The 22,359-nt window shown below is 27.5% G+C and carries 11 protein-coding genes, 1 tRNA gene and 1 other RNA gene; 3 read left to right on the top strand and 10 right to left on the bottom strand.

The window, feature by feature from the left end; all coding sequences use genetic code 4:
• Positions 1 to 53: 53 nt before the first annotated feature.
• From rnpB to ACW95P_RS04495, 7 genes are all read right to left on the bottom strand, one after another.
• Positions 54 to 342: RNase P RNA component class B (gene rnpB, locus ACW95P_RS04525), an RNA gene on the bottom strand.
• A gap of 99 nt (positions 343 to 441) precedes the next feature.
• A complete protein-coding gene (gene prmC / locus ACW95P_RS04520) occupies positions 442 to 1,140 on the bottom strand; it encodes a peptide chain release factor N(5)-glutamine methyltransferase (RefSeq protein ID WP_457962069.1) in 699 nt (232 codons plus the stop codon).
• A gap of 2 nt (positions 1,141 to 1,142) precedes the next feature.
• A complete protein-coding gene (gene prfA / locus ACW95P_RS04515; protein ID WP_457962068.1) occupies positions 1,143 to 2,222 on the bottom strand; it encodes a peptide chain release factor 1 in 1,080 nt (359 codons plus the stop codon).
• Positions 2,223 to 2,354: 132 nt separating this feature from the next.
• Positions 2,355 to 3,335, bottom strand: coding sequence for a 6-phosphofructokinase (gene pfkA / locus ACW95P_RS04510; RefSeq protein ID WP_457962066.1), 981 nt, complete (start codon positions 3,333 to 3,335; stop codon positions 2,355 to 2,357).
• Between the two features lie 135 nt (positions 3,336 to 3,470).
• Positions 3,471 to 3,562 (bottom strand) — tRNA-Ser (locus ACW95P_RS04505).
• 72 nt (positions 3,563 to 3,634) lie between these two features.
• Complete coding sequence (gene mgtE, locus ACW95P_RS04500) at positions 3,635 to 5,101, bottom strand: magnesium transporter (RefSeq protein WP_457962064.1); 1,467 nt, start codon at positions 5,099 to 5,101, stop codon at positions 3,635 to 3,637.
• Between the two features lie 55 nt (positions 5,102 to 5,156).
• The gene (locus tag ACW95P_RS04495; protein WP_457962062.1) at positions 5,157 to 5,723 is read right to left on the bottom strand and encodes a diadenylate cyclase; all 567 of its coding nucleotides are present in this window, start codon (positions 5,721 to 5,723) and stop codon (positions 5,157 to 5,159) included.
• Positions 5,724 to 5,958: 235 nt separating this feature from the next.
• Here ACW95P_RS04495 and ACW95P_RS04490 point away from each other — a divergent pair, with 235 nt between their 5' ends.
• The 3 genes from ACW95P_RS04490 to pgsA all read left to right on the top strand — a co-directional run bounded on the left by ACW95P_RS04490 (position 5,959) and on the right by pgsA (position 8,462).
• Positions 5,959 to 7,269: a phosphoglycerate kinase gene (locus ACW95P_RS04490; RefSeq protein WP_457962077.1), complete on the top strand. Its 1,311-nt coding sequence runs from the start codon at positions 5,959 to 5,961 to the stop codon at positions 7,267 to 7,269.
• Positions 7,270 to 7,360: 91 nt separating this feature from the next.
• Positions 7,361 to 7,888 carry an MHJ_0274 family protein gene (locus ACW95P_RS04485; RefSeq protein WP_457962060.1) on the top strand — a complete coding sequence of 176 codons (528 nt, stop codon included), beginning with the start codon at positions 7,361 to 7,363 and terminating at the stop codon, positions 7,886 to 7,888.
• The gene (gene pgsA / locus ACW95P_RS04480; protein WP_457962058.1) at positions 7,851 to 8,462 is read left to right on the top strand and encodes a CDP-diacylglycerol--glycerol-3-phosphate 3-phosphatidyltransferase; all 612 of its coding nucleotides are present in this window, start codon (positions 7,851 to 7,853) and stop codon (positions 8,460 to 8,462) included. The genes ACW95P_RS04485 and pgsA overlap by 38 nt, the downstream gene beginning before the upstream one ends.
• A gap of 862 nt (positions 8,463 to 9,324) precedes the next feature.
• Here the strand turns inward: pgsA and ACW95P_RS04475 are convergent.
• From ACW95P_RS04475 to ACW95P_RS04465, 3 genes are all read right to left on the bottom strand, one after another.
• Complete coding sequence (locus tag ACW95P_RS04475) at positions 9,325 to 11,805, bottom strand: V-type ATP synthase subunit I domain-containing protein (RefSeq protein ID WP_457962056.1); 2,481 nt, start codon at positions 11,803 to 11,805, stop codon at positions 9,325 to 9,327.
• A 730-nt stretch (positions 11,806 to 12,535) separates the two neighbouring features.
• Positions 12,536 to 14,059: a hypothetical protein gene (locus ACW95P_RS04470; protein WP_457962054.1), complete on the bottom strand. Its 1,524-nt coding sequence runs from the start codon at positions 14,057 to 14,059 to the stop codon at positions 12,536 to 12,538.
• Between the two features lie 222 nt (positions 14,060 to 14,281).
• Entirely contained in the window at positions 14,282 to 22,345 is an 8,064-nt protein-coding gene (locus tag ACW95P_RS04465; RefSeq protein ID WP_457962052.1) for a hypothetical protein, read from the bottom strand.
• Positions 22,346 to 22,359: the final 14 nt, after the last annotated feature.

Genomic DNA, 22,359 nt, shown 5'->3' with positions numbered 1-22,359 from the left:
TTTTTTATGCAAAAAAAATAATAAAAACATTCCAACGTTTGCTGGAATGGTTGCACAATAAGCCGTATTCTGTATCAAAAAAAATTGATGCCAACTATTTATCTAGTTACTATTAACTCCCAAACTCAGTTCAATTCCCTTGTTTGAGCTCCCCTACCAAAATTTGGGTTTCTGACTCATGGAGTTTACCGCGTTTCACCTGAACTTAATCAGCTCGTCTCTGTGGCACTTGTCGTCTAGGCTTAGGTTTATTAGACCTAACATGATCACTACCACCATCGCAGGTGGTGCCAGTACGGACTTTCCTCTACTTTTTTTAAAAGTAGCAGTTGGCTAGTGCTATATAATTCTAGCATTTTTTTTGAAATTTAAAAACAATTTTTTAATCGCTTTTTGAGATCTTTGATTTTGTGATTTTATAGGATAAAAAATAAAAAATTGTTAGCTATAACTAACAACTGCAATTCGTGGTTTGTCATTGATATCTTTAAAAATTTGACAATTAGAAATGTTCTTGAAAAAAGCTAAATTTCAATGTGATATTTCAAAAATAATTAACCCACCCGGTTTTAAATATTGATTTGCTTGACTAATAATTTTTTGATAAAAATAATTTCCATTTTCACTAGCAAACAATGCATGGTGTGGTTCAAAATTTAGAACTGAAGCACTTAATTTTATGCCATTGGGAATATATGGGGGATTGGAAACGATAACATCAAATTTTTGGTTAATATTAGCAAATAAATCTGAATGAATGATTTCTACATTTAAGTAATTTAAATCAGCGTTATATTGACTCTGTGCAATTGCTTCAGGATCGATATCACTAAGTATAACCTTGCTAGCTAAAGAGTTTTTAGCAAGAGCTAAGCCGATAAATCCCGAACCACAACATAAATCTAAAACCTCTGCCCCGGGTCTAATATATTCTAGTGCTTTTAAAATAACTTCTTCTGTTTCATAACGTGGAATTAAAACCTGATGTTGTAAATTGATTACAACATTTTGCATTTCGATGTAGCCAATAATTTTTTGAACTGGTGTATCTTTAGCTAATAACTTTAATTCTTGTTGCGAAACTTCAAGTGGCAAATTATAACGTTGTTTCTCTTTTAATAAAATTTTTGGGTCAATCATACTTAAATTTTTGTGTACTTAATTTTTTCAGCTTGCTCTTCAGCTAATAATGCATCAATTAAAGGATTGATATTACCCATAATAATATTTTTTAAGGAAGTTGAAAACCCAATTCGATGATCCGTTACCCGATCTTGGGGATAGTTATATGTTCGAATTTTTTCACTTCGCGCTCCAGAACCTGCTAATTTTCGATAAGCAGCATCCTGATCTTTTAATTTTTGTACTTCTTGTTCATAAATACGTGATTTTAACACTTTTAATGCTAATTCACGGTTGTCAATTTGACTTCTTCCATCTTGTGAAGTGGCAATAATCCCTGTTGGAATGTGGGTTATTCGCACTGCCGAATCAGTTGTATTAACACTTTGACCTCCAGCCCCAGAGGAACGATATGTATCTACTTTTAAATCTTTAGGATTGATTTCAATTTCAATATTATCATCGACTTCAGGCATTACAGTAACTGTTGCTGTTGAAGTGTGGATTCTACCTTGAGTTTCTGTTTCTGGCACCCGTTGTACCCGATGTACTCCAGCTTCATATTTAAGTTTGGAATAAGCTTTGTGGCCGGACACTAAAAATACTATTTGCGTAAATCCGCCAGAACGAGCTTGATCGGAATCAAGAATTTTAATTTTCATTTTATTAGCATCAGCTCACTTACTATACATTCTAAATAAGTCACCAGCAAAAATATTAGCCTCATCACCACCAGCTGCGCCACGAATTTCCATGATTACATTACGCTCATCATTGGCATCCTTAGGAAGTAATAAAACTAATAATTCTTGTTCAAGATTAGTTAACTTTTCTTCTAGCTCTGTGATTTCACTTCGTGTAAAATTTAATAATTCCGGATCTTTTTCAGTTTCTAATAATTGTTTTGCTTCTACTAAATTTGTTTCATATACTTGGTATTGATTAAAAGCAGTGACGATGTCTTCAATTGACGCCATTTCACTACTTATTTGATTATATTTTTTAATGTCTTCAAGAATCTCTTGCTGTTGTTGCAATTTATTAAGGTGATTATAATTATCCTTAATTTTCTGAAGTGAATTATACATCTGTTTTTCCATGTTTTTTATTATAACATATAAGCAAAAGCCTAATTCAAGCAAAATAAGTTTTTTAAATTTAGTCATAGAAAATAAAAAAAACTTCAAAATTTATATAATTTGAAGTTTTTAATAAAATGTTAAAATGCTTTTTTAAGCTTGATTTAATTTATTAAATTCAGCAGCTTTTTCAGCACGTGATTCACCCTTCATTTTTAAAGCTTCTAAAATCGGTGTACCCACAATTTTGTTACTAATAATTCCTACAGCTAAACCTGATTGCCCAGTTAATAGAAAATTTACTGCTTCCATTCCTAGTTGGGTAGATAGAATTCGTTCTTGCGCTGTTGGAACACCTCCACGCTGAATGTGTTCAAGTTCCATTGCTCGCGAAACAATTCCAGTTTTTTCTTCGACATACTTAGCGATTTCTTTTAAATCTTTGAAAATAAATTCACTAACAATTGCAATTACACTACGTTTTTGTTTGACAATCATTTGTTCTCTAACAATTTCAGCAATTTGCTCTTTGGTTAACTGTGATTCATTAGTAATAATAATTTCAGCACCCGTTGCTAATCCTGAGTATAGTGCCAAATCACCACATCCATGTCCCATAACTTCAACTAACATAAATCGGTTATGTGAATTAGCGGTATCTCTTAAAGCATCAACTGCATGAACAATGTTATTTAGCGCTGTATCATAACCAATTGTAAAATCACTTGAAGCAATATCGTTATCAATTGTTCCGGGTAGGGCGATTGTTTTTACGCCTAACTCATGCATTAATTGTGCACCCATATATGAACCATCGCCACCAATTACTACTAGTGCATCAATGTGATGAGATGCTAAAATTTCTTTTGCCTTTTGACGCACTTCAGGCTGTTTGAATTCTGGATAACGGGCTGAATAAATGAAAGTTCCACCTTTTGCTAAATATTGATCAACATCAATATCTTTAGCATTAACAAATCTTTCTTCCAATAATCCTTTATAGCCTTCATAAACTAAATAAGTATCAATTCCTGATGCTAAAGCGCGCTTAACAACACCGCGAATAGCATTATTCATTCCTGGAGCATCTCCTCCGGATGTTAAAACTGCAATTTTTTTAATTTTTTGTTCCATATTTTTACCTCTTCTAAATATTGTATATTTTTCAATTAGAAACAGTGTGAAAATTGTAATTTTTTACAAAAAAAAGCCACTTTTGCCTAAAGTTGTTTTAAAATTTTTAATCGGATAAACAAATTTATGCAAAAATGGCGGGACAGAGAGGATTCGAACCTCCGCGGGAGTTGCCTCCCCTAACACATTAGCAGTGTGTCCTCTTCGACCGGCTTGAGTACTGTCCCATGTGAAAACAAGCTTATAAATTATATAATATTTTTATTTTTTTTAAAATTATTTTTAACTTTTAATAATTTTTAAAACGGAATTAACATAAAAATTGAAATAGTAATTCCAAAGAAAATAAATGTTGAAGTTGCATCAGTTAGAGTCGCTAAAATTGGAGCTGACATAACCGCTGGATCTTTCCCTAAACGTGAAGCAATAAGTGGTATTAATGAACCTAAAAATTTTGAAAAAACAATTACAAGCATCATTGCAAATGATGCTGCTGCTGAAATAATTAAAATTCCATTTCAATATGGCATTGTTGAATGGACAATTTGAGTTGCTTGATTCACCTCATTTAGTGGCCTATTATCTAATAATTCTTTTGTAGCTAAAAAGTAAAGGATTAAACGCACAAAGTTAGCAACCATTAAAATTGCCCCAATAATTAAACCAATTAAAAATTCTTTCATTAAAACTTTTTTCAATAAACTATTTCGTTCAATTTCTCCTAACGAAATTGCTCGTGTAATTGTTGTCGCCGCTTGGGAACCTGCATTTCCTGCGGATCCTGCAATAACCGGAATAATTGAAACAATTGTTCCTACAAAAATTGCTAATCCACGCGTTTTTAAAATATCTAATCCATCAATAGCTCCAGTAAATTTATCAATTACAATTTGCGATAGAGTTGAACCAATCATTAAAATTAAAAGTCAAATTACCCGAGAATTAACTAGATCACGAATTGGAGTTTTTAAATAACTAGTTTCATGCTTTTTGGAACTAATTCCGGCCATTTTATACATATCTTCTGTTGCTTCTTCTTGCAAAACATCAATAATATCGTCCGCTGTAACCATTCCCACAACAATTTTAGAAGTGTTAATAACCGGCAAAACATCTAAATCATTTTCGGCAAAAACTAAAGCTGCAGTTTCTTTTTTATCATGTGTTCGAATAAAAGGTACTGGAGTAATTAATTTTGCAATTTTAACTTTAGGATCACTGAACACTAGGTTTTCCAACGTTACCGTTCCTTTTAAATAGTTTTTTTTATCTACTACATAGTAATAACGCACAAGTTCAGCTTCATCACGATTTTCACGAATTTTATTTAATGCTTTAGCACATGAAAATTTCTCATCAAGTGTAACAATATCGATTGACATAATCGAACCTACAACATCATCACTATACTTTAGAATTCGATTTAAATCATTTCGGGTTTCTTTATCAGTATTTTTTAAAATCCGTTTTGTTAAATTAACTGGCATTTCTTCTAATAAGTCAGCAATTTCATCAGTGTAAAGTTCATCTAAAACTTTCGAAATCATATTATCGGAAAAATTATTAATTAAATTTTTCTTAACTTCTGGTGACAAATAAGAAAATACCTCACCTGATATATCTGTGCTTAGCAAACGAAAAAAAATAACACTTTCCACATCATCTAATTGCTCTAAAAGCTTAGCAATTTCTGAAACAGGGGTAATTTTAGAATATTTACGAATAAATTCAATATCACGCTTTGCAATCGCTTCTTTTAAAGTCATTTTACCCCTCCCCTTTTTTTTAACCATTATAAAATTTAAATGTTAGTGAACAAGATTAAATGTATTCATTTAAAACCTGTTGGATATCTTTAGCTGCCACAGTTTTGAAATTTCCAGCTTTAGCAAAACCAATATTTCCATTAGTTTCAGAAATAACAATTGTTACTGAATCAGATTGTTCGCTAATACCCATTGCTGCACGATGACGCGCTCCATATTTATTGCTAATTGATTTTCCGGTAATTTTAAAATATGTAGAAGCATAAACAATTCGATTATTTTGAATAATCACTGCCCCATCATGCAATGGTGAGTGTTTATTAAAAATCGAAATTAAAATATCGGAAGAAATATTGGCATTAATTTCAACTCCATCAGTTCGTAAATTATCTAAACTTTCATTACCTTGAATTGTAATTAAAGCTCCGGTTTTAGTTTTAGATAATTCCCGAATAGCTTTTTCTAAATTAAAAATTAAACTTGCTTTTGTAGTTTTTCCAATTTTAGAATGTGGTTTGCGATTGTGATTTATTTTTCGAACCACAAAATAACCTACTACTAAAATATTAAAAATGAAATTAACAACAGCAAAAACAGTAATAACAATTAATAATTCATTCATAATTTAATTTCTTTCATAGCTAATTACTTTAGTAAAAATTTTTAAGAATTTTAATCATTTTTTTACAAAAAATAAATGATTTTAACTAATTTGTTTTTTAATTATACATTAATAGAATAGTTTGAAATTAAAACAAATTCACAAAATTTTTATATAATTTATAAATTAAAAAATTTCATAATTGATTTTTGCTAAAAATTATGAAATAAAGTCAAAAAAACTGCATAAAGAGGAAATAAAATATTTTATGAAAAAAACTATTGATGATTTAGATTTACATGGAAAAGTTGTTTTAGTTAGAGAAGATTTTAATGTTCCATTAAAAGATGGTGTGATTACTTCAAATAAACGTATTAAAGCAGCGATCCCGACAATTGAAAAAGTCGTAAAAGAAGGTGGAAAGGCAGTGCTTTTTTCACACCTTGGGCGAGTTAAAACAGAAGAAGATAAAAAAAACAAATCCTTAGTGGTTGTGGCTAAAGAATTAGAAAAATTAATGGGTAGAAAAGTTTATTTTGTAAACCAAACACGCGGCAACAAATTAGAAACAGCAATTAAAAATTTACAAAACGGCGATATTTTATTAGTACAAAATACTCGTTTTGAAGATTTAAATAACAAAGCTGAATCAAAAAATGACTCTGAGTTAGGTAAATATTGAGCAAGTTTAGGTGATGTTTTTATTAATGATGCTTTTGGAACTGCGCATCGTTCACACGCTTCAAATGTCGGAATTGCAACACATATCAAAGAATCAGCAATGGGTTATTTATTAGAAAAAGAAGTCTTAGCACTTTCAAAAGTTTTAAAAAATCCTGAGCATCCATTTGTAGCAATTATTGGAGGAGCGAAAGTTTCGGATAAAATTAAGGTGCTTGACTCATTATTGAAAGTTGCTGATAAAGTTTTAATTGGTGGTGGAATGGCATTTACCTTTAAACTAGCTAAAGGAGAAAAAGTTGGTGACTCATTAATTGAAATGGATCAAGTAGAATTGGCAAAAAGTTATTTAGCAAAATATGGTGACAAAATTGTTTTACCAATTGATCATGCTTTAACTAAAAAATTCGAAGATAGCAAAAGAGTTGTTAATAAAAAAGATCCAGCAAATATTCCTAATGGTTACATGGGGTTAGATATTGCTTCCGGAACAATCCAACTATTTGAAGATGTTTTAAAAGATGCTAAAACTGTTTTATGAAATGGACCAATGGGAGTAACTGAATTTACTAACTTTAGAAAAGGAACTGAAGCTATAGCTCAAGCAATTGGTAAATTAAATGGCGCTTATACAGTAGTTGGTGGTGGTGATTCAGTCGCTGCAATCGAAAGTTTAGGTCTAGAAGGAAACTTTAGTCATATTTCAACTGGTGGTGGAGCTGCAATCGAATTTTTAGAAGGTAAAGACTTACCGGGTATTGAAGCTGTGGAAAATAAATTTCAAAGAAGCACTTCAACATTGGATATTGAATCAAAATATGAAGCAATGAAAGAACATAAACAACATAAATCATTTTGACAAAAAATTAAAGATCTTTTTAAATAATTCATAATTACCAACCATTTCATTTTAAATACATTATGAAATGGTTATTTTTTTATTATTAAAGGAAATAAATATTAAATAAGGAGGCTAAATGGAAACATATATTATTTTAGGAGTATTGGTTGGTTTAATTCTTTTTTACTTAATTTTTGTATGAGTTTCAAATGTGCGTAAAACCCAAAAAGCTAAAAAGCTAAAAGCTGAATTTGAAATTGCTCAATCCCAAGCTAAAAATGAAATTATTGCTTGAGTTAACATTGTGATTCGCAAAAATCAAGAATTATTAGATAACTTTGTGGTTTCAATCGGAAAATATAAAATGGGTGACATCAATAATATTGCTAAAGAATTATTAAATGAAGCTCAAAAAACCACAAATTATGACACATACTTTCAAAATGAAGACTTTAAAGAAAATGTTCGTGAAGCACATGAATATATTAATAATTTAAAAGCTACTAAAAGCAACTTGTGAAAAAATAAATGTGCAATTGAAATTGATTATTTTCAAAAACAAGAACAACATTTGAAAGACAACGAAGATTATGAAAAAACTCGTATTGAAGTTAGTAGATTAGTTAATGAAAAAATTGATAGATTTGAAAACTATGAAGTTTAAAAATTTACCTAATATACTCACAATTTTACGGATTGTATTAGTCATCCCATTTATTGCCTTCTTAATTGTGTTTTATTATTTAGGGAATCTTTGAGCTTATTGATTAACTTTCGGAATTTTTGTAGTTGCTATTTTTACTGATTTTTTAGATGGTTATCTTGCAAGAAAATTTAAAACAGTTTCAAATTTTGGAAAAATTTTTGATCCCATTGGTGATAAAATTTTAATTAATACAACATTAATTTTTTTTGCTGCTTTTACAACTATTCCTGTATACATAGTTGTGCTATTCATTTTACGTGATATTACAGTTGATGGTGTACGAATCTTCTATGCTAGTCAAAAAATTGAAGTAGCTGCCTCAAAATGAGGAAAGTTAAAAACTTTAACCCAAACATTTGCCATTATGATTATTTTTATTTTTTCATATATTATTTTTGAATATTCAAATGATCAAAACTTCAACACTCATTATTGAGTATTGCAAATTCCAGTATTTATAGCTTTGTTTTTTAGTTTTTTTTCAGCTTATTTTTATTTAAAATCATTATGAAAATTATTAAAAACAAATTAAAATCATTTTACAAAAAACAGAGTTGTATGACTCTGTTTTTTGTATAAATTTTCAAGTACTTAAAATTCAAAATTATCAACTAATATTTGAACTACAATTTAAGCTTTTTCTTCAACATTATTTTCAGCTTTTTGTAATATTAATAAAGATGCCAATTTTTTATTCGAGAATAATTTGATTATATTTATTTAAATATGTATATTTAGAGGTTGTTTTTTTCTCACCTAGCCCTAAAATAAATAAACTCTAAAATATCATCAGTTATACTAAATTCTAAGTCACTATCATTAACACGATTTCTAAAATTCTTAATTAAAGCATTAATATTAGCTTCACTTGTAATAGCTTTTTTAGCCTTAGCTTCTTGAACTTTGTGTATTAAAAATCACGCAATATTAACTCTATCCTTTCTTTGAAGATATAAGTTTTTTTGATTGTATAAAGAATAGAAAAAATTAATATAGTTTCTTACACTTTTTTTGCTCTTTTTCTAACTTAACAAGAGGTTACTAAGGGATTATGAAACAATATAGAAGATGTCAAACCAAGTACCCATTTTTGTTTTATTTATAAAATAGTTTCAATGTTTATAAACACAATATTCTTAACCTCGAGTAATCAAAACTAGAAGTCGAGCACGTTAATGGAATTAATGACAATTTAATATTTTAAAATAGAATGGAATGTTAAATTGGAAAGAAAGTTTCATGATATTTTATTAATTTTAATATAGTAATAAATTAAATATAAACAAAAAATAATTTAATTTTTACAGCTAATTTAAAGCAAATCATTAAAAAATAACAAAAAAATATCAGTTATATTGAGTATTGCCAATTAAACTGATACATTATATGAATTTTTATGATTTATTTTTCTTTCGGAATTTTATAAATAACAATGCCCCAATAACTGGAATTAATCCCAATAATGATAAGAATCATCAAGCTTTGTTAGCATTTGTTTGTGAGGTTGCAATATTATCAAAAGCTAAAGCAACTAAATCCACTTGTTTTAATTGTTGTAATTCTAAAACTTTGCTTATATCACCATTAGTTTGAGCTAATGTAATTTGGGAATTAATTGTTTGTAATTGATTTACTGCATTATCGCTTATGTCTAAAAGCTGTTGTAATTTTTCTTTTCAATCCGAATGGTTAGGATTAATTTCATTAATTAATTTTGCTAGAGTTGCTTGTGAAGCTGCTGGTAATTGTTGATATTTAGGATTTGTTGTAAATTCTTCAAGTAATTTAGCTTTAGTCTCTTCAATTATTTTGGCTCCATTTAAATTTTTGATTGCTTGTGAAATTACAGTAATAGCTTTTTCAACTTTTGCCATATCTGTACCATATTTAAATGTATTTGTAATAAAGTTAAATGCCAAATCTTGCCGCATATCAGAAAGAACAGTATTTAATGCTGTGATTACAATTTCATCTTGCTCTTTTTGATTTGTTGAAGCTGCATAAACTGATGTTTGATGTAATGAAATGTAATTTTCACTTGTATTATGAAAATCTGAATATTTTGCATTTAGCAATATCGCTTTTGTAGCCACCGTGTTTGAATCACTAATGTTTTTAGCCTTGGTTTCTTCAACATCAATTGCAGCTACTGCTAATTTTAAATGACTTCTGAATTCATCACTTAATTTTGCTAATTCAGCTACTGCTAATTTATTTTTTAAAATAACATTATTAACTTCTTCCAAATCATTCACACGTATTAATAAATCTGATAATGAAGTTGTTGGCAAACTACTTTGTGCTTTTGCATTTTGGTCTGCCGGAATGTGACTAAAACTAGCAACCCTAGACTTAGCGACATTTAAATTAGTATTACCATTCAATTTATCTAAAGCTCTTTGAGCTTGGTTATTTAAATAATTTGAATCTCTTGATGCGCTATTTAACAACAAATTAGTATTTCTTAACGCTGCTAAATCATTTAGTGTTTTATTAACTTGGTTAATTTGATAATCATTTGCTAAGGTATAACTAATTGTAGTTGTACTTTCATTTAACTTTTTAATAGTAGCATCAATTTCATTAAGAATTATCAATGCTCTATTAGCTTTGATTTCAACTAATTCAGCAGCATCTAAAAAATTAGCTGCAGCTATTTCACTATTGATAGCAGCTTTAGTCAACTCACTTAGTGATGAAAATTCACCTGATGCAGTAGTTTTAGCACGTATTGCTGCTTTATATTTACTTAAATTAGTATTACCATCTAATGCAGAAAAAGCGGCATTAATTTTTGCAATTGCAGCATCGATCATTTCTACAGTGATATTAGGTTTAAATTTATCAACTAAATCTTGTTTAGGACTAGGTAAAACAGCATCTTCCAAAATCGAATCTAAAGCATCCAATACATTTTTATCTTGAGCTGTTTTAACAGCAGGAGTTGCATCAATATAATTTGCTTTTGACATTTCGTTTTTATAAGCATAATAGGCAACTTCTAAATTAGTATATTTAGTGTTAATTTTTTTAGCTCGATCTAGTATTTCATTAATTTTTGTTTGTAATTGTGCTACCGTGATTTCGCTAATATCGATTCCCCTAATTTCATCAGTGAAAACATTTTGGGCATTTAAACTTAAATTTCTCAAAAGATATAAACGAACAGTTGATTTTTCTAACTGTGAATCAATATCTTTAAATCTTTGAACATTAGTTTCAAGTATCTCTTTAGAAGTCATTTTGGACTCATTATTTAATAATAATAGTGCTTGTGATCTTTGAGATACACTTAAATAGTCTAAATTGTAAATTTGATTAATAGCAAAAGATAAATTAAAATTACCATTTAATGATAAATCTATTGTAGCTGCTAATGCATCTGCTATTAATTGAAGTTTATTATTTTCAAATAAATTTTCAGTTAAAAAAGTTTTTAACTTATTAACTGTTTGATCGAATTTAACTTTTCTTGCTTCATCAGATAAATTAAATTTATTTACATTTGTTTTCTTTTCATTTTCAAGCTCAGTAATTTTAACTTTAAGCTGAGTAACTAGTTTTATTACTTCTTGAATTTTAGTTTCAATTGGAGTTAAAGCATCTAGTGAGCTAGCACTATCAATTTCTAACTTTATTGATTTAACACTTTCAGTTAATTCATTCAATGGTTCAACTTTAAGTAAATCATTTAATTTTGCTTTCATTTTATTAACTAATGCTTGTTTTTCATCAGCTGTTGTAGTTGTTGAAACGCTATTATCTGCCGCTACTAATGATGAAAATGATAGCGCTAGTGGAATAGTTAATACAACTAGTCCTGAGGTTTTGGCTAAAAACTTATTTGTAACTTTTTTCTTATTAAAATTTTTCATAATTTCTTTTCTAAATATTAAATATATTATGTTTAGTTGATCCTAAACTACTGATTTTTGATATTATTGATATTTTTCTATTACTCTATTACAAAATTAATTTTCAATATTTTTGAAATAATTTATAAATAATGTGCTTTATAAAAAATAGTAAATTTTCTGCAAATATTTTGTAATAGATTTACTAATTTTATTACAAAAAAAGCTATAAAAATAATAATTTTAAATTTAAGTTGTTTTTTTGCTTGTTTTTTAGAAAAAAGTTTAAAAAATAATTTTTTCAACATAAAATAAAACAAAAAGTGAAACTAGAAAGATTAAATTAATTCTAATATTCAGTTTATTTAAGTCTTTTCAAGGTTTATTTTTTTGTGAAAATTTATTTTTTGTTTTTTAAAAAATAGAAAAAAATAAAAACTTGATCTTATTAATGTCAAGAATTAGCAATTCATTAGATAATCGAGAAATAGAAATTTTTTTGCATAAAATTAAAATTACTAAATTTTATCAATATTTTCAAAATCACTTTTGAAAAATTAAAACAAGAAGTTCAAACATATATTATTAATATAATAAAAAGCAAATTTAATTAAATTTAAATTGAAAAGCCTCTCAGAATTTCTGAAAGGCTTACAATATTTAAAAAATTCACTTTTTTTATCTATGTTTTATACCTTTATAATTATTTTTAAAAATAGTTAAAAAATTGTTTATTTTCTTTAAAGAATTTTTAATTTATTGTTAATAGTGAATCAACATAATCTTTAAGATCTTGTAATTTTTCTTTTCAATTATATTGATTACTATTAATTTTTTTAATTTCTATTTCTAAATAATTTTTAATTGTAGTTGATAAATTTTTATATTTATTGCTATTTTTAAATATTTCAGCTAATTCATTTTTAGCGGCTTCAATATATAACTCACCATTTAAATTTTTGATTGCTGTTTTAGCTATTTGCATAACTTCTTTAACTTTGGTTATATCGGTTCCCAGTTTAAAAGTATTTGCTTTAAAATTAATATATAAATTATTTACAAAATCAGTAAGTACTGTATTAACTGCATCAAGTACAATTTTATCTTGTTGTTTTTGATTAGTTGAAGCTTGATAAACTGCCGTTTCACGCATTGAAATATAATTTTCAATTGCAAGTTGAAAATCATGATATTTGAAATTTAATTCAATAGCTATTTTTGTATTTAAATTTATGTTTTCAATATTTTTAAAATTTATGTTTTTTATATCAATCAAATTTAAATCTTCTTTTAATTGTTTTTTTAGTTCATCACTTAAATTTTTCAAGGTATCTATAATAGATTTTTCTTTAGCTAATTTGTCATTTACTTTTTCTAAAATATCAAGATACTTATTTAAATCAGCTAATGAAGTGGTTGGTATATTTTCTTTTAAAATTACTTTTTGGTTTTGCGCAAAATGATCAAAATGATCAATCTTTATTTTTGCATCTTCTAAATTTTGATTGCCATCTAAATTTGCTAAAGCATGACTTGTTTGACTTTTATATTCTTTTAATTTAGTATTTGAAGAATCAGACAATAAATTGGTTTCTTTAAAAATTTCTAAGTCGTTTAAAATTTTGTTTACTGTTTTAATTTTAGAGTCACTAGACAATTTATAACTAATATCGTTTTTTACAATTTTTATTTTCTTAATAGTATTAGAAATACTATTAAAATATTCTAAAATTTTTGTTGCTTCATCACTAACGATGTTAGCCTTCGCAATTGAATCAGCTGCATTTACTTTGTTACTAAATGCTATTTTAGTAATATCATTAAATACTGCAAATTCTCCTTTTTCATTAATTTTAGTTTTTAAAATATTTTTAGTTTTTGCAAAATTTACATTACCATCAAATTTATTTAATGCATCTTGGATAGCTTTAATTGCAGTATTAACATTAGCTGTAGTAATTTCTAATTTAAACTTGCCCTCTAAATTTGTTGTAATACTCGGTATTGTTATAGTATCAAGAACTGAAGATAAAGCTACTTTTACTGCTGTATTCTGTGCTATTTTTACAGATTCAGTTGCATCAAGATAATTTGTTTTTGACATTTCATTTTTATATTTGTTATAAGCCGAAACTAAGTCTATATATTTATCATTTAATGTTTTGGCTTTTCTATTTTCTTTATTGATTCTTGTTTTAAATTGTTTTAATGTTAAGTGAGTAATATCAATATGACATAATTTTTCGATAAATTTAGCTTTAGCACTTTCACTCAAATTTTTTAAGCTATTAATTTCAATTTTGGCTGTTTTTGCTTTAATTCAATTTATTTTTTCTTTATTAAAAATCTTTTTTAAAAAACAGTTTAAATTTAATTAATGTATTTTTTTTAATCATTTTAGAATAAAAAATAACGCTTGGTTTTTATAGCAAAAACGCAAGTGTTATTCTGTTTTTTGTTTGCTGCTAAAAAATAGTTTGATCAAAAATTTTGATAACTATTTTTTCTTTTTTAGTTTAGCTCAAAGAGCAGCTAATGAAAGTGGAATCAATCCCAAAAGTGATAATAATCATCACAATTTATTAGTTGATTGTGATTCAGAATTTTGATTATCAGTAATACCATCTTTAGGTAGCTGGATTGGCCGTGTTCAATCTTGTTCTAATGTTTTTTTCAATTCACTAATTTCTGTTTTATATTTTGTAGCACTTAAAGTTTCGAGTTTGATAATTTTTGCTAAAACTTGATTTACTCTTGTAATAATGTTTTTAGTTTCTGCAAGAATATCGTTTAATTCACTTCGTCAATTACTTTCATTTGGATTAACCGCACGAATTTTGGATTTTAATGATTCCTTAGTTGCTTGTGATAAATGTTTATATTTTGCATCATTATCAATCATATCAATTAATTTATCTTTAAATTTATTGACTTCGATATTTCCATTTAAGTCAGTAGTAGCTTGTTTAATTTTAGTAATAACCTCATTAATTTTATCTTCATTAACTTCAGCTTTAAAGCGATTTACAATATTTTCATCAGGATTAGTGATTGGTTTTACAAGCACCTCATTTAAAGCATTCACAAATTTTTGATCTTGTTCTGCACTATTTGTAGCTGCTGTATAAGTTGGAGTTTGTCTTACTGATAAATAATTGTCAATAACTTTTTCAAAATCTTTAAAGTAATTATTAATATCTAAAATATTATCAACTACTTTTTTAATGTTTTCAATATTTTCATTTTTGGATTTGTCTAAATCAACAGCTTCAGCAATTTTTTCTTTTGCTTGCAGCTTAGCTTCATCAGAAAGATTTGGTAACTTATCAATAAAATCATTTTGTTTTTTGATTTCATTATTAATTATTTCGATGTCATCAACATATTTATTTAAATCATTTAATGAAGTAGTTGGAATGCCATCCTTAGCTTTTTCATGATCTTTAGGCAATAAATTAGTTAACTCATCGATTGCTTTTTTAGCTGCATCAAGATTTTTTTGCCCATCTAAAGCTTTGATTGATTTATCGCTATTTGTTTTTCCTTCAACTAATTTATCTTTAATAGAGGTATCAATTAAATTACTATCTTTTAAATCAGTTAGCTCTTTTAAGGCTTTATCAAGTTGTCGTTTTTTATCATCGCTAGCTAATTTATAATCATCACTAACTTTAGAATTATTTAATTTTTTAATTTCTTCTTCAATTGTTTTTAAAGTATTTAATGCTTCATCAGCTTTGTCACTAATATCTTTTATATCTTTTTTCGAAGTAGCATTATTAACTTCTTCTTTAATTGCATTCTTAGTTGCTTCATTTAATGGATCTAATGTATTACCTGGATTAGTTTTATCAATTAAATTATTTTTAGCTTTTTGTAATTCAGCATCACCATTTAAATTATTTAGTGCTTTTTCAATGTCTTTAATTGCTTGATCTAAATCTATTGTTGTCGTTCCAGCTTTTACTTTACCTTGTAGCTCAGTTGTAGTGTTTGGTGTAGTTGGTGAGTCTAAAACATTGTTAGTTGCAGTTCTAACTGCTTCATCTTGCTCAGTTTTATTTTCAGAAGTTGCATCGTTATATTTGGTGCTATCCATTGCATCTTTATATTTATTATATGCATCTTTTAAATTATTAAATTTATAATTTAAATTTTTTGCTTTTTGAGTAACTTCATCAAGTTTTTTAGCAATCTCAGAAGTTGGATTATTAGAATCAATTGCTTTAGCTTGATCTTTTAAAGCTGTTTTAGCAGCATCAGAAAGATTTGGTTGTCCGTCAATTGCTTGAATTGTGTCAGCTAATTTTTGTGCAATTTCTTTTGCTTTATCGACTTCATCAGTTAATTTTGAATTCTTTCCATTTCCTGAAGCGGCAATTGTATCTAAATTATTTTTAATATCTTTTTGGACTTTGTCTGGTAAGTTAGTTAATTTATCAATTTCTTCTTTAGCTTTTGCTAAATTAGTATTTCCATCAAGAGCAGTTTTAGCTGCATCAGCAGCACTCAGTGCTGTATTAGATTTAATTTTATTATTCGGATCAAGAAGATTTTGACTTAGCTCTTCTTTTAATTTTGCAATTGCATCATCAAAAGCTGTTTTTTTAACATCAGAACTTAATTTGTAATTTGGATTATTTTTAAAATCTTCTAATTCTTTAACTTTATTAGTTAGCTCATTATGTGTGTCAAGAGCTTCTTTAGCTTTTTGATCAATGTCATTAACTTCAGCTTTAGTGTCGGTATTGTTATTGTTAATTTCATCTAAAATAGCGTCTTTAGTTGTTTCATTTAATTTATTGTAAATTCCATTTAAGTTATTGACTTTGTCTTTTAAGACTTCTTTAACATCATCAACTTGCTTGGTACCATCTAATGAATTAAGCGCATCTTGAATTTTAGCAATTGCATTTTCAACATTAGTTAGTGTTGTGTCAGATTTTAATGTTTCATTATTAATTGTGTCAAATTCACTTGAAAAATCAGTATAAGTTTTATCTTTTAAAACAGATTCTAATGCTTCTTGAACTTTTTGGTTTTGTAAAGTTTGATTTGCTGTATCAGCTTCTAAATATTTTGGATTTTCCATAGCATCTTTGTATTTTTCTGCTTCCTTAGCAAGCTCAGTAAATTTAGCTTCAAGCTCTTTGGCATCATCTACATGTTTTTGGGCTGTTGCTGTAATTATAGTCTGGTCATCATCGACATCAATATTAGCAGCTTTTGCCTTAAATTGATCTTGCAATTCAGATGACAAATGATTTAATTTTCCAATTTCAGTATTGGCATTAGCAATTGTTGCATTGGCTGCGCTAAACTTAGTGATTAAGTTATCTAAGGCAGCTTTGTTATTAATTTCTGCTAAATTATTAGCTTGAGACTTTATCGCTGCCCTTTGCGGTGTTGCAGGGATATTTGTCATGCCCTCAATATCTTTAAGAGCTTTTTCTAAATTACTATTACCATCTAAAGCGGTATCTGCATTTTTAGCAGATGCTGAAAGCGAATCAATTTCATCGGATGTTTTATCATATAAATCATAATTAGCTAAAGTATTCTCTAATGCAGTAAGTTTTGAATCAAAATCAGCTTGTTTAGTTGGATTAGCTAATTTGTAATTTACTGATTCTTTTGCGGCTTTTAAATCGTTAATTAAATGTTGTAATTTGTTTTGATCTAATACAGCTTGATTTGCTTTGTTTTCAATTTCTTTTAATTTTTCAAATGTTTGTGCTTTATTAGCTTCAGCAATAATTTCAGCTTTTGTTGTTTGATTTAATTTACTTAATGCAGAATCATCGGTTAGTTTATCTATTAATTCTTTAATTTTTGCAGCTAAAACTTGGTCACCATTTAATTTGCTTAATCCATCTTCAATTGCTGTAATTGCTTTCTGAATATCTTCGGCATTTGTTGTTTTTAGTTTAGCACCACCAATATTATAGTTTTTAACTAATTCACTACTTGGTAAATTATCCAACACATTTACTAATCAACTTTTTATACCTTGATCAATTGTGTTAACATCATTTGTTAAATCATGTTTTATAGTACCAATTGTGTCGGTGTATTCTTTTAATTTTGTTTGTAATTGATCAAATTGATTGTTTACTTCTATTAATTTATTAACAATTTCATCACTTTTTGTTTTTACTTCATCGCTTGCAAGGTCTTTAATGTCAATTTTGCTAATATCATCTTTTGCTTTATTTATAACAACATTATTTAAATGATTTAAATCCGCAATTTTATTTTTAGCAATTTTAACTTCTTCATCAATTGCTTTAAAATTTTCTATAGCTACATCTAGATCTGCCTTTGAAGTTGGATTACCTATTGTATTATTTACTGAATTTGCAATTTCATCTAATTTAGCTTTCGCTTGATTTTTTTGATCATCACTTAAGTTAAGTAAATCATCAATTTCCTTTTTAGCGGTTTCTAGGTTTGCATCACCATTCAAAGTTACATTTTTAGCTACGTTTATATTTTCATTAGCCTTGTTTATATTATTTGGATCAAATAAATCTTTAGTTAAATCTTCATTTAATTTTGCTAATGCTTCATCTAAATTATTTTTATTTGTTTCATCAGCTAATTTGTAATTTGGGGTAGCTTTTTTAACTTTTAAATCATTAATTTCTGCTTTAACTTTTTCCATTACATTTTTAGCAGCATTGATGCGATCTTCAATTTTATCTAAATCATCTAGATCAGATTTGGAATCAATTTCTTTTTTTAGTTTATCTTTTACTGCTTCAAGAAGATCATTTAATGGTAGATTTTTTAATAAATCTTTTAATTTATCTTTTTTGTTTTTTAAGACAACTTGATCACCATTAAGAGCAGCTTTAGCAGCTTTAATATTTTCAACTGCTTTAGTAAGTTTTGTCAAATCAGTTCCAGCTGCTAGTTTTAAACTATCAACTTTATAATCTTTTGCTAGCGTTGTTGGTTTTGCTATTTTTGGATCAACAAGTGTATTTAATGCTGCAAATACTGCATCATTTTGATCATCTTGATTAGTTGCGTGATCATAAGCATTAGTTCCAATTGTATTTTGATAATCAACAAAAGCATCATTAACTTTTGAGTATTCATCATTTAATTTTTGGGCTGTTGTTTTTACAGCATTTACTAATACTTTGAAAGCTTCTAAGTCTTGATCTGAATTATCTGAATGAGACTCTGCAATTTTATCGATTTGCTCATCAAATTCACTTGTTAAATCAACCGAAATGTGATTTAGTGCGCCAATCGTTTTTTTAATAGCTTCAGCATAATCAATTTTTTGTTGTTTTAAAACAGATTCACCATTTAAAGCAGATTTTGCAGCTGCAATTGCTTGTACAGCTTTGGTGATTTTATCTGAAGTAGTTCCAATTTTCATTTTAGGATTAGCAATTGTATAGCTATTATTAAACGAATCTGGTTTTATAACTTGAGTTTGAAGTATTTCATTAAGTGCATCAAATAATGCTTTGTCTTGAGTATCAGTATTAGTCGCTTCTGTGTATTGCACCTTATCTAAAACGGCTAAATAATCTTTTAAAGCTTGATCAATTTTATCATATTCACTATTTAAATTTTCGGCGGCAGTTTTAATTTTAGCTACTTCTAATGCGAAAGCAGCTTTATCTTGTGTTTTATCATCTTTTGGTAAAGCATCAATTTTATCAGTGAATTCTTTTGCTAATTCTGGTGATAAATGAGATAAATTACTAATTGCATTTTTAGCATCATTAGCAAGTTGAGTTTTTTGTGTTTCTAAAACAGTTTCGCCATCAAGCGAATTAATTGCAGTTTCAATTACATTAATTGCTTCAGCAACTTTTGCAATATCATTGACATTTAATTTACCATCATTAATAGTGATTGTATTTGTTAACGTTGTAAGCTGTGGTGTTTCTAAAATACTATTAACTGCAGAAATAACAGTAGCATCTTGAGTATCTTTGTTAGTGGCTAAATCATGTTTTACGCTACCGATAAGATCAGTGTAGTTTTTTAATTTTGTAGATAATTCAGTAAATTTATTATTTAGATCTGTTGCTTGAGTAAGGATTGCAGCATTTTTTGATTTAATTGTAGCTTTATCTTGTGTTATGTCAATATTTTCTAATTTCTCATTGAAATGATTTTGTACACTTGGAGCTAAGTGAGTTAATCCTGATATTGTTGTTTTTTTAGTTCCAATATCACTATTAATGTCTTGATAATCAGTTACTAATTTATCTAATTTAGCTTTGCTATCAATTTTTGCTAAATCATCCATTTGATTTTTGATATTAATGCGTTCAGTTGAATTAATATTAGCTAATTTATCAATTTCATTTTTGGCATTAATTTTAATATTTTCACCATTTAAAACATTTTTAGCATCCTGAGCAGGTTTTAATAATACTGTAATTTCGGCTGTAGTTTTATTATAAATGTTATCATTAGCTAGCTTATTTTGCAATTCAGTTAGTTGGACATCAAAAGCATCTTTTTTAGCTTGATCAGCTAATTTGTAATTAGTCTTTTCTTTTTCAGTAGTTAAATCGGAAATTGCTTTTTCTAATTTTGCTTTATTTTCAAGTGTTGTTTCTAATTTTGTTTTTACTTCATCTAATTCAGCTAATGTTGTTGCTGAATTAGTAGCGGTTGTAATTGCTTCCTTAGTTGCGGTGTTTAAAGCATTTAATTTTACGGCTTCTAAAAATTCTATAATTTTCTCTTGTAAGACTTCATCACCATTTAGTTTTTTAAACGCGTTATTAATTTTCTCGATTGCAGCGGTGACGTCATCTGCATTAGATGCAGAGAAAGTTAAATTTTCAATATCTATATTTTTATTTAATGTAGTTGGTGGATTATTCAATACAGATGCAAGTGCAGCAAGTACATCTTGATCTAATTTGTTTTTATTATCAGCAAGGTCATGTTTAGTTTTGCCGATTGTTGCAATATATTTTTCTAATTCAGTTTTTAAATTATCAAATTCATTATTTAGAGCTGTTAATGGATTGATAATTGCTTCAATACTTACTTGTGCAATCATTGGATCGAGATCACTAATATTAATTTGTTCTAATTGTTTTTTAGCTGCATCTTTAGCTGTTTCACTTACATGTTTTAAACCTTCAACTGTAGTTTTAGATGTTTTTAAGGCTGTATTAATTGTTGTGGCATTAGCTGCTGCATCATCAAGTTTTTTCTTAGTATCAACTTTAGTTAAATTTTTAATTCTTTGTATTGCTTGAGTTTTTTGGTCATCACTTAAAGTATCAAGCTCATTAACACTTCTTTCAGCAGCAACTAGGTTAGTATCTCCATCTAAATTAATGTCATTAAATGTTATTAGCGTTTCTTTTGCTTGTTCTAATTTTGTAGCTTCAAATAAATTTTGAAGCAACAGATTTTTAATATTGTTTTTAATTGCATTAAAACTTGCTTGCTTACCATCACTAGCTAATTTGTAATTTGCTGATACTTCCATATTTCTAAGTTCAGTAACTTTATCATTGATTTCTTTCAAAATTGGATTTGCGTTATTAATTTTCGTTTCAATTGGTTTAAGTTGTTCTAATGATGTTTTTGAATCAATTTCACTTTTTAGATTATCAATTATATTTACATCCATATTGCTAAATGAAGCGGTTGCTAATACAGTTTTCAACTCAGTTTTTTTAGCTTCAACTTCTCCATTCAGTTCTTCTTTAGCGGCATGAATAGCATTTATAGCTGCATTTATTTTAGCTACATCGGTTCCAGATTTCATTTTTAAATCAGTAACTGAAAAAGATTTTGTTAATGGGGTTGGTTGGGTTACTTCAGGATCTAGAAGTGTGTTTAAGGCAGTAAATAAAGCACTATTTTGCTGAGTTTGATTAGTTGCTAAATCATATTTATTAGTACTAATTAATGCTAAATATTCTTTAACAGCTTGATCCACTTTAGGGTATTCATCATTTACTGTTTGTGCTTGTGCTTTAATTGCATCAACTAATTTTTTGAAATCTTTTTTCGTTTCTGCTTTTTTTGTTTTATCAAGCACCGCAACTTGATCAGTAAATTCTTTTTTTAATCCATCTGATAAATGGCTTAAAGCATTAATCTCATTTTCAGCGGCAGTAGCTAAATTTGTTTTTTCAGCTTCTAAAACTGATTCACCATTTAAATCATTAAATGCCTGTGTAATGTCATTTTTAGCTTTGGTTACTTCTGTAAGATCATTAACTTTAAATGTTCCATTAGTAATTGTTGTCGAACCTTCTATACTAGAAATATCTGGAGTTGCTAAAACTAATTTTAAAGCTGCAACAACTTTAGTATCTTGATCATTTTTATTTGAAGCTAATCTATATTTTGGCGTCTCGATAGCATCTATATAAGTTTTTAATACAGCCTCTAAACTTGAAAATTCATTTTCAAGTGATTGTGCAGTAGTGACTACAGCTTGGTTAGCTGATTCAATTGCTGATTTTTCATTATCAATATTAATATTTGATAATTGATTTTTAAAGTGATTTTTAACTGTGTATTTTCAAACAAAACTTCCTATTCATGTTTTCAAACAAAAGTTCATAT

The organism is Mycoplasma pogonae (assembly GCF_054170725.1).
Note: the sequence above shows the minus strand (reverse complement) of the source record. Positions and strands in the feature narration are given on the sequence as shown.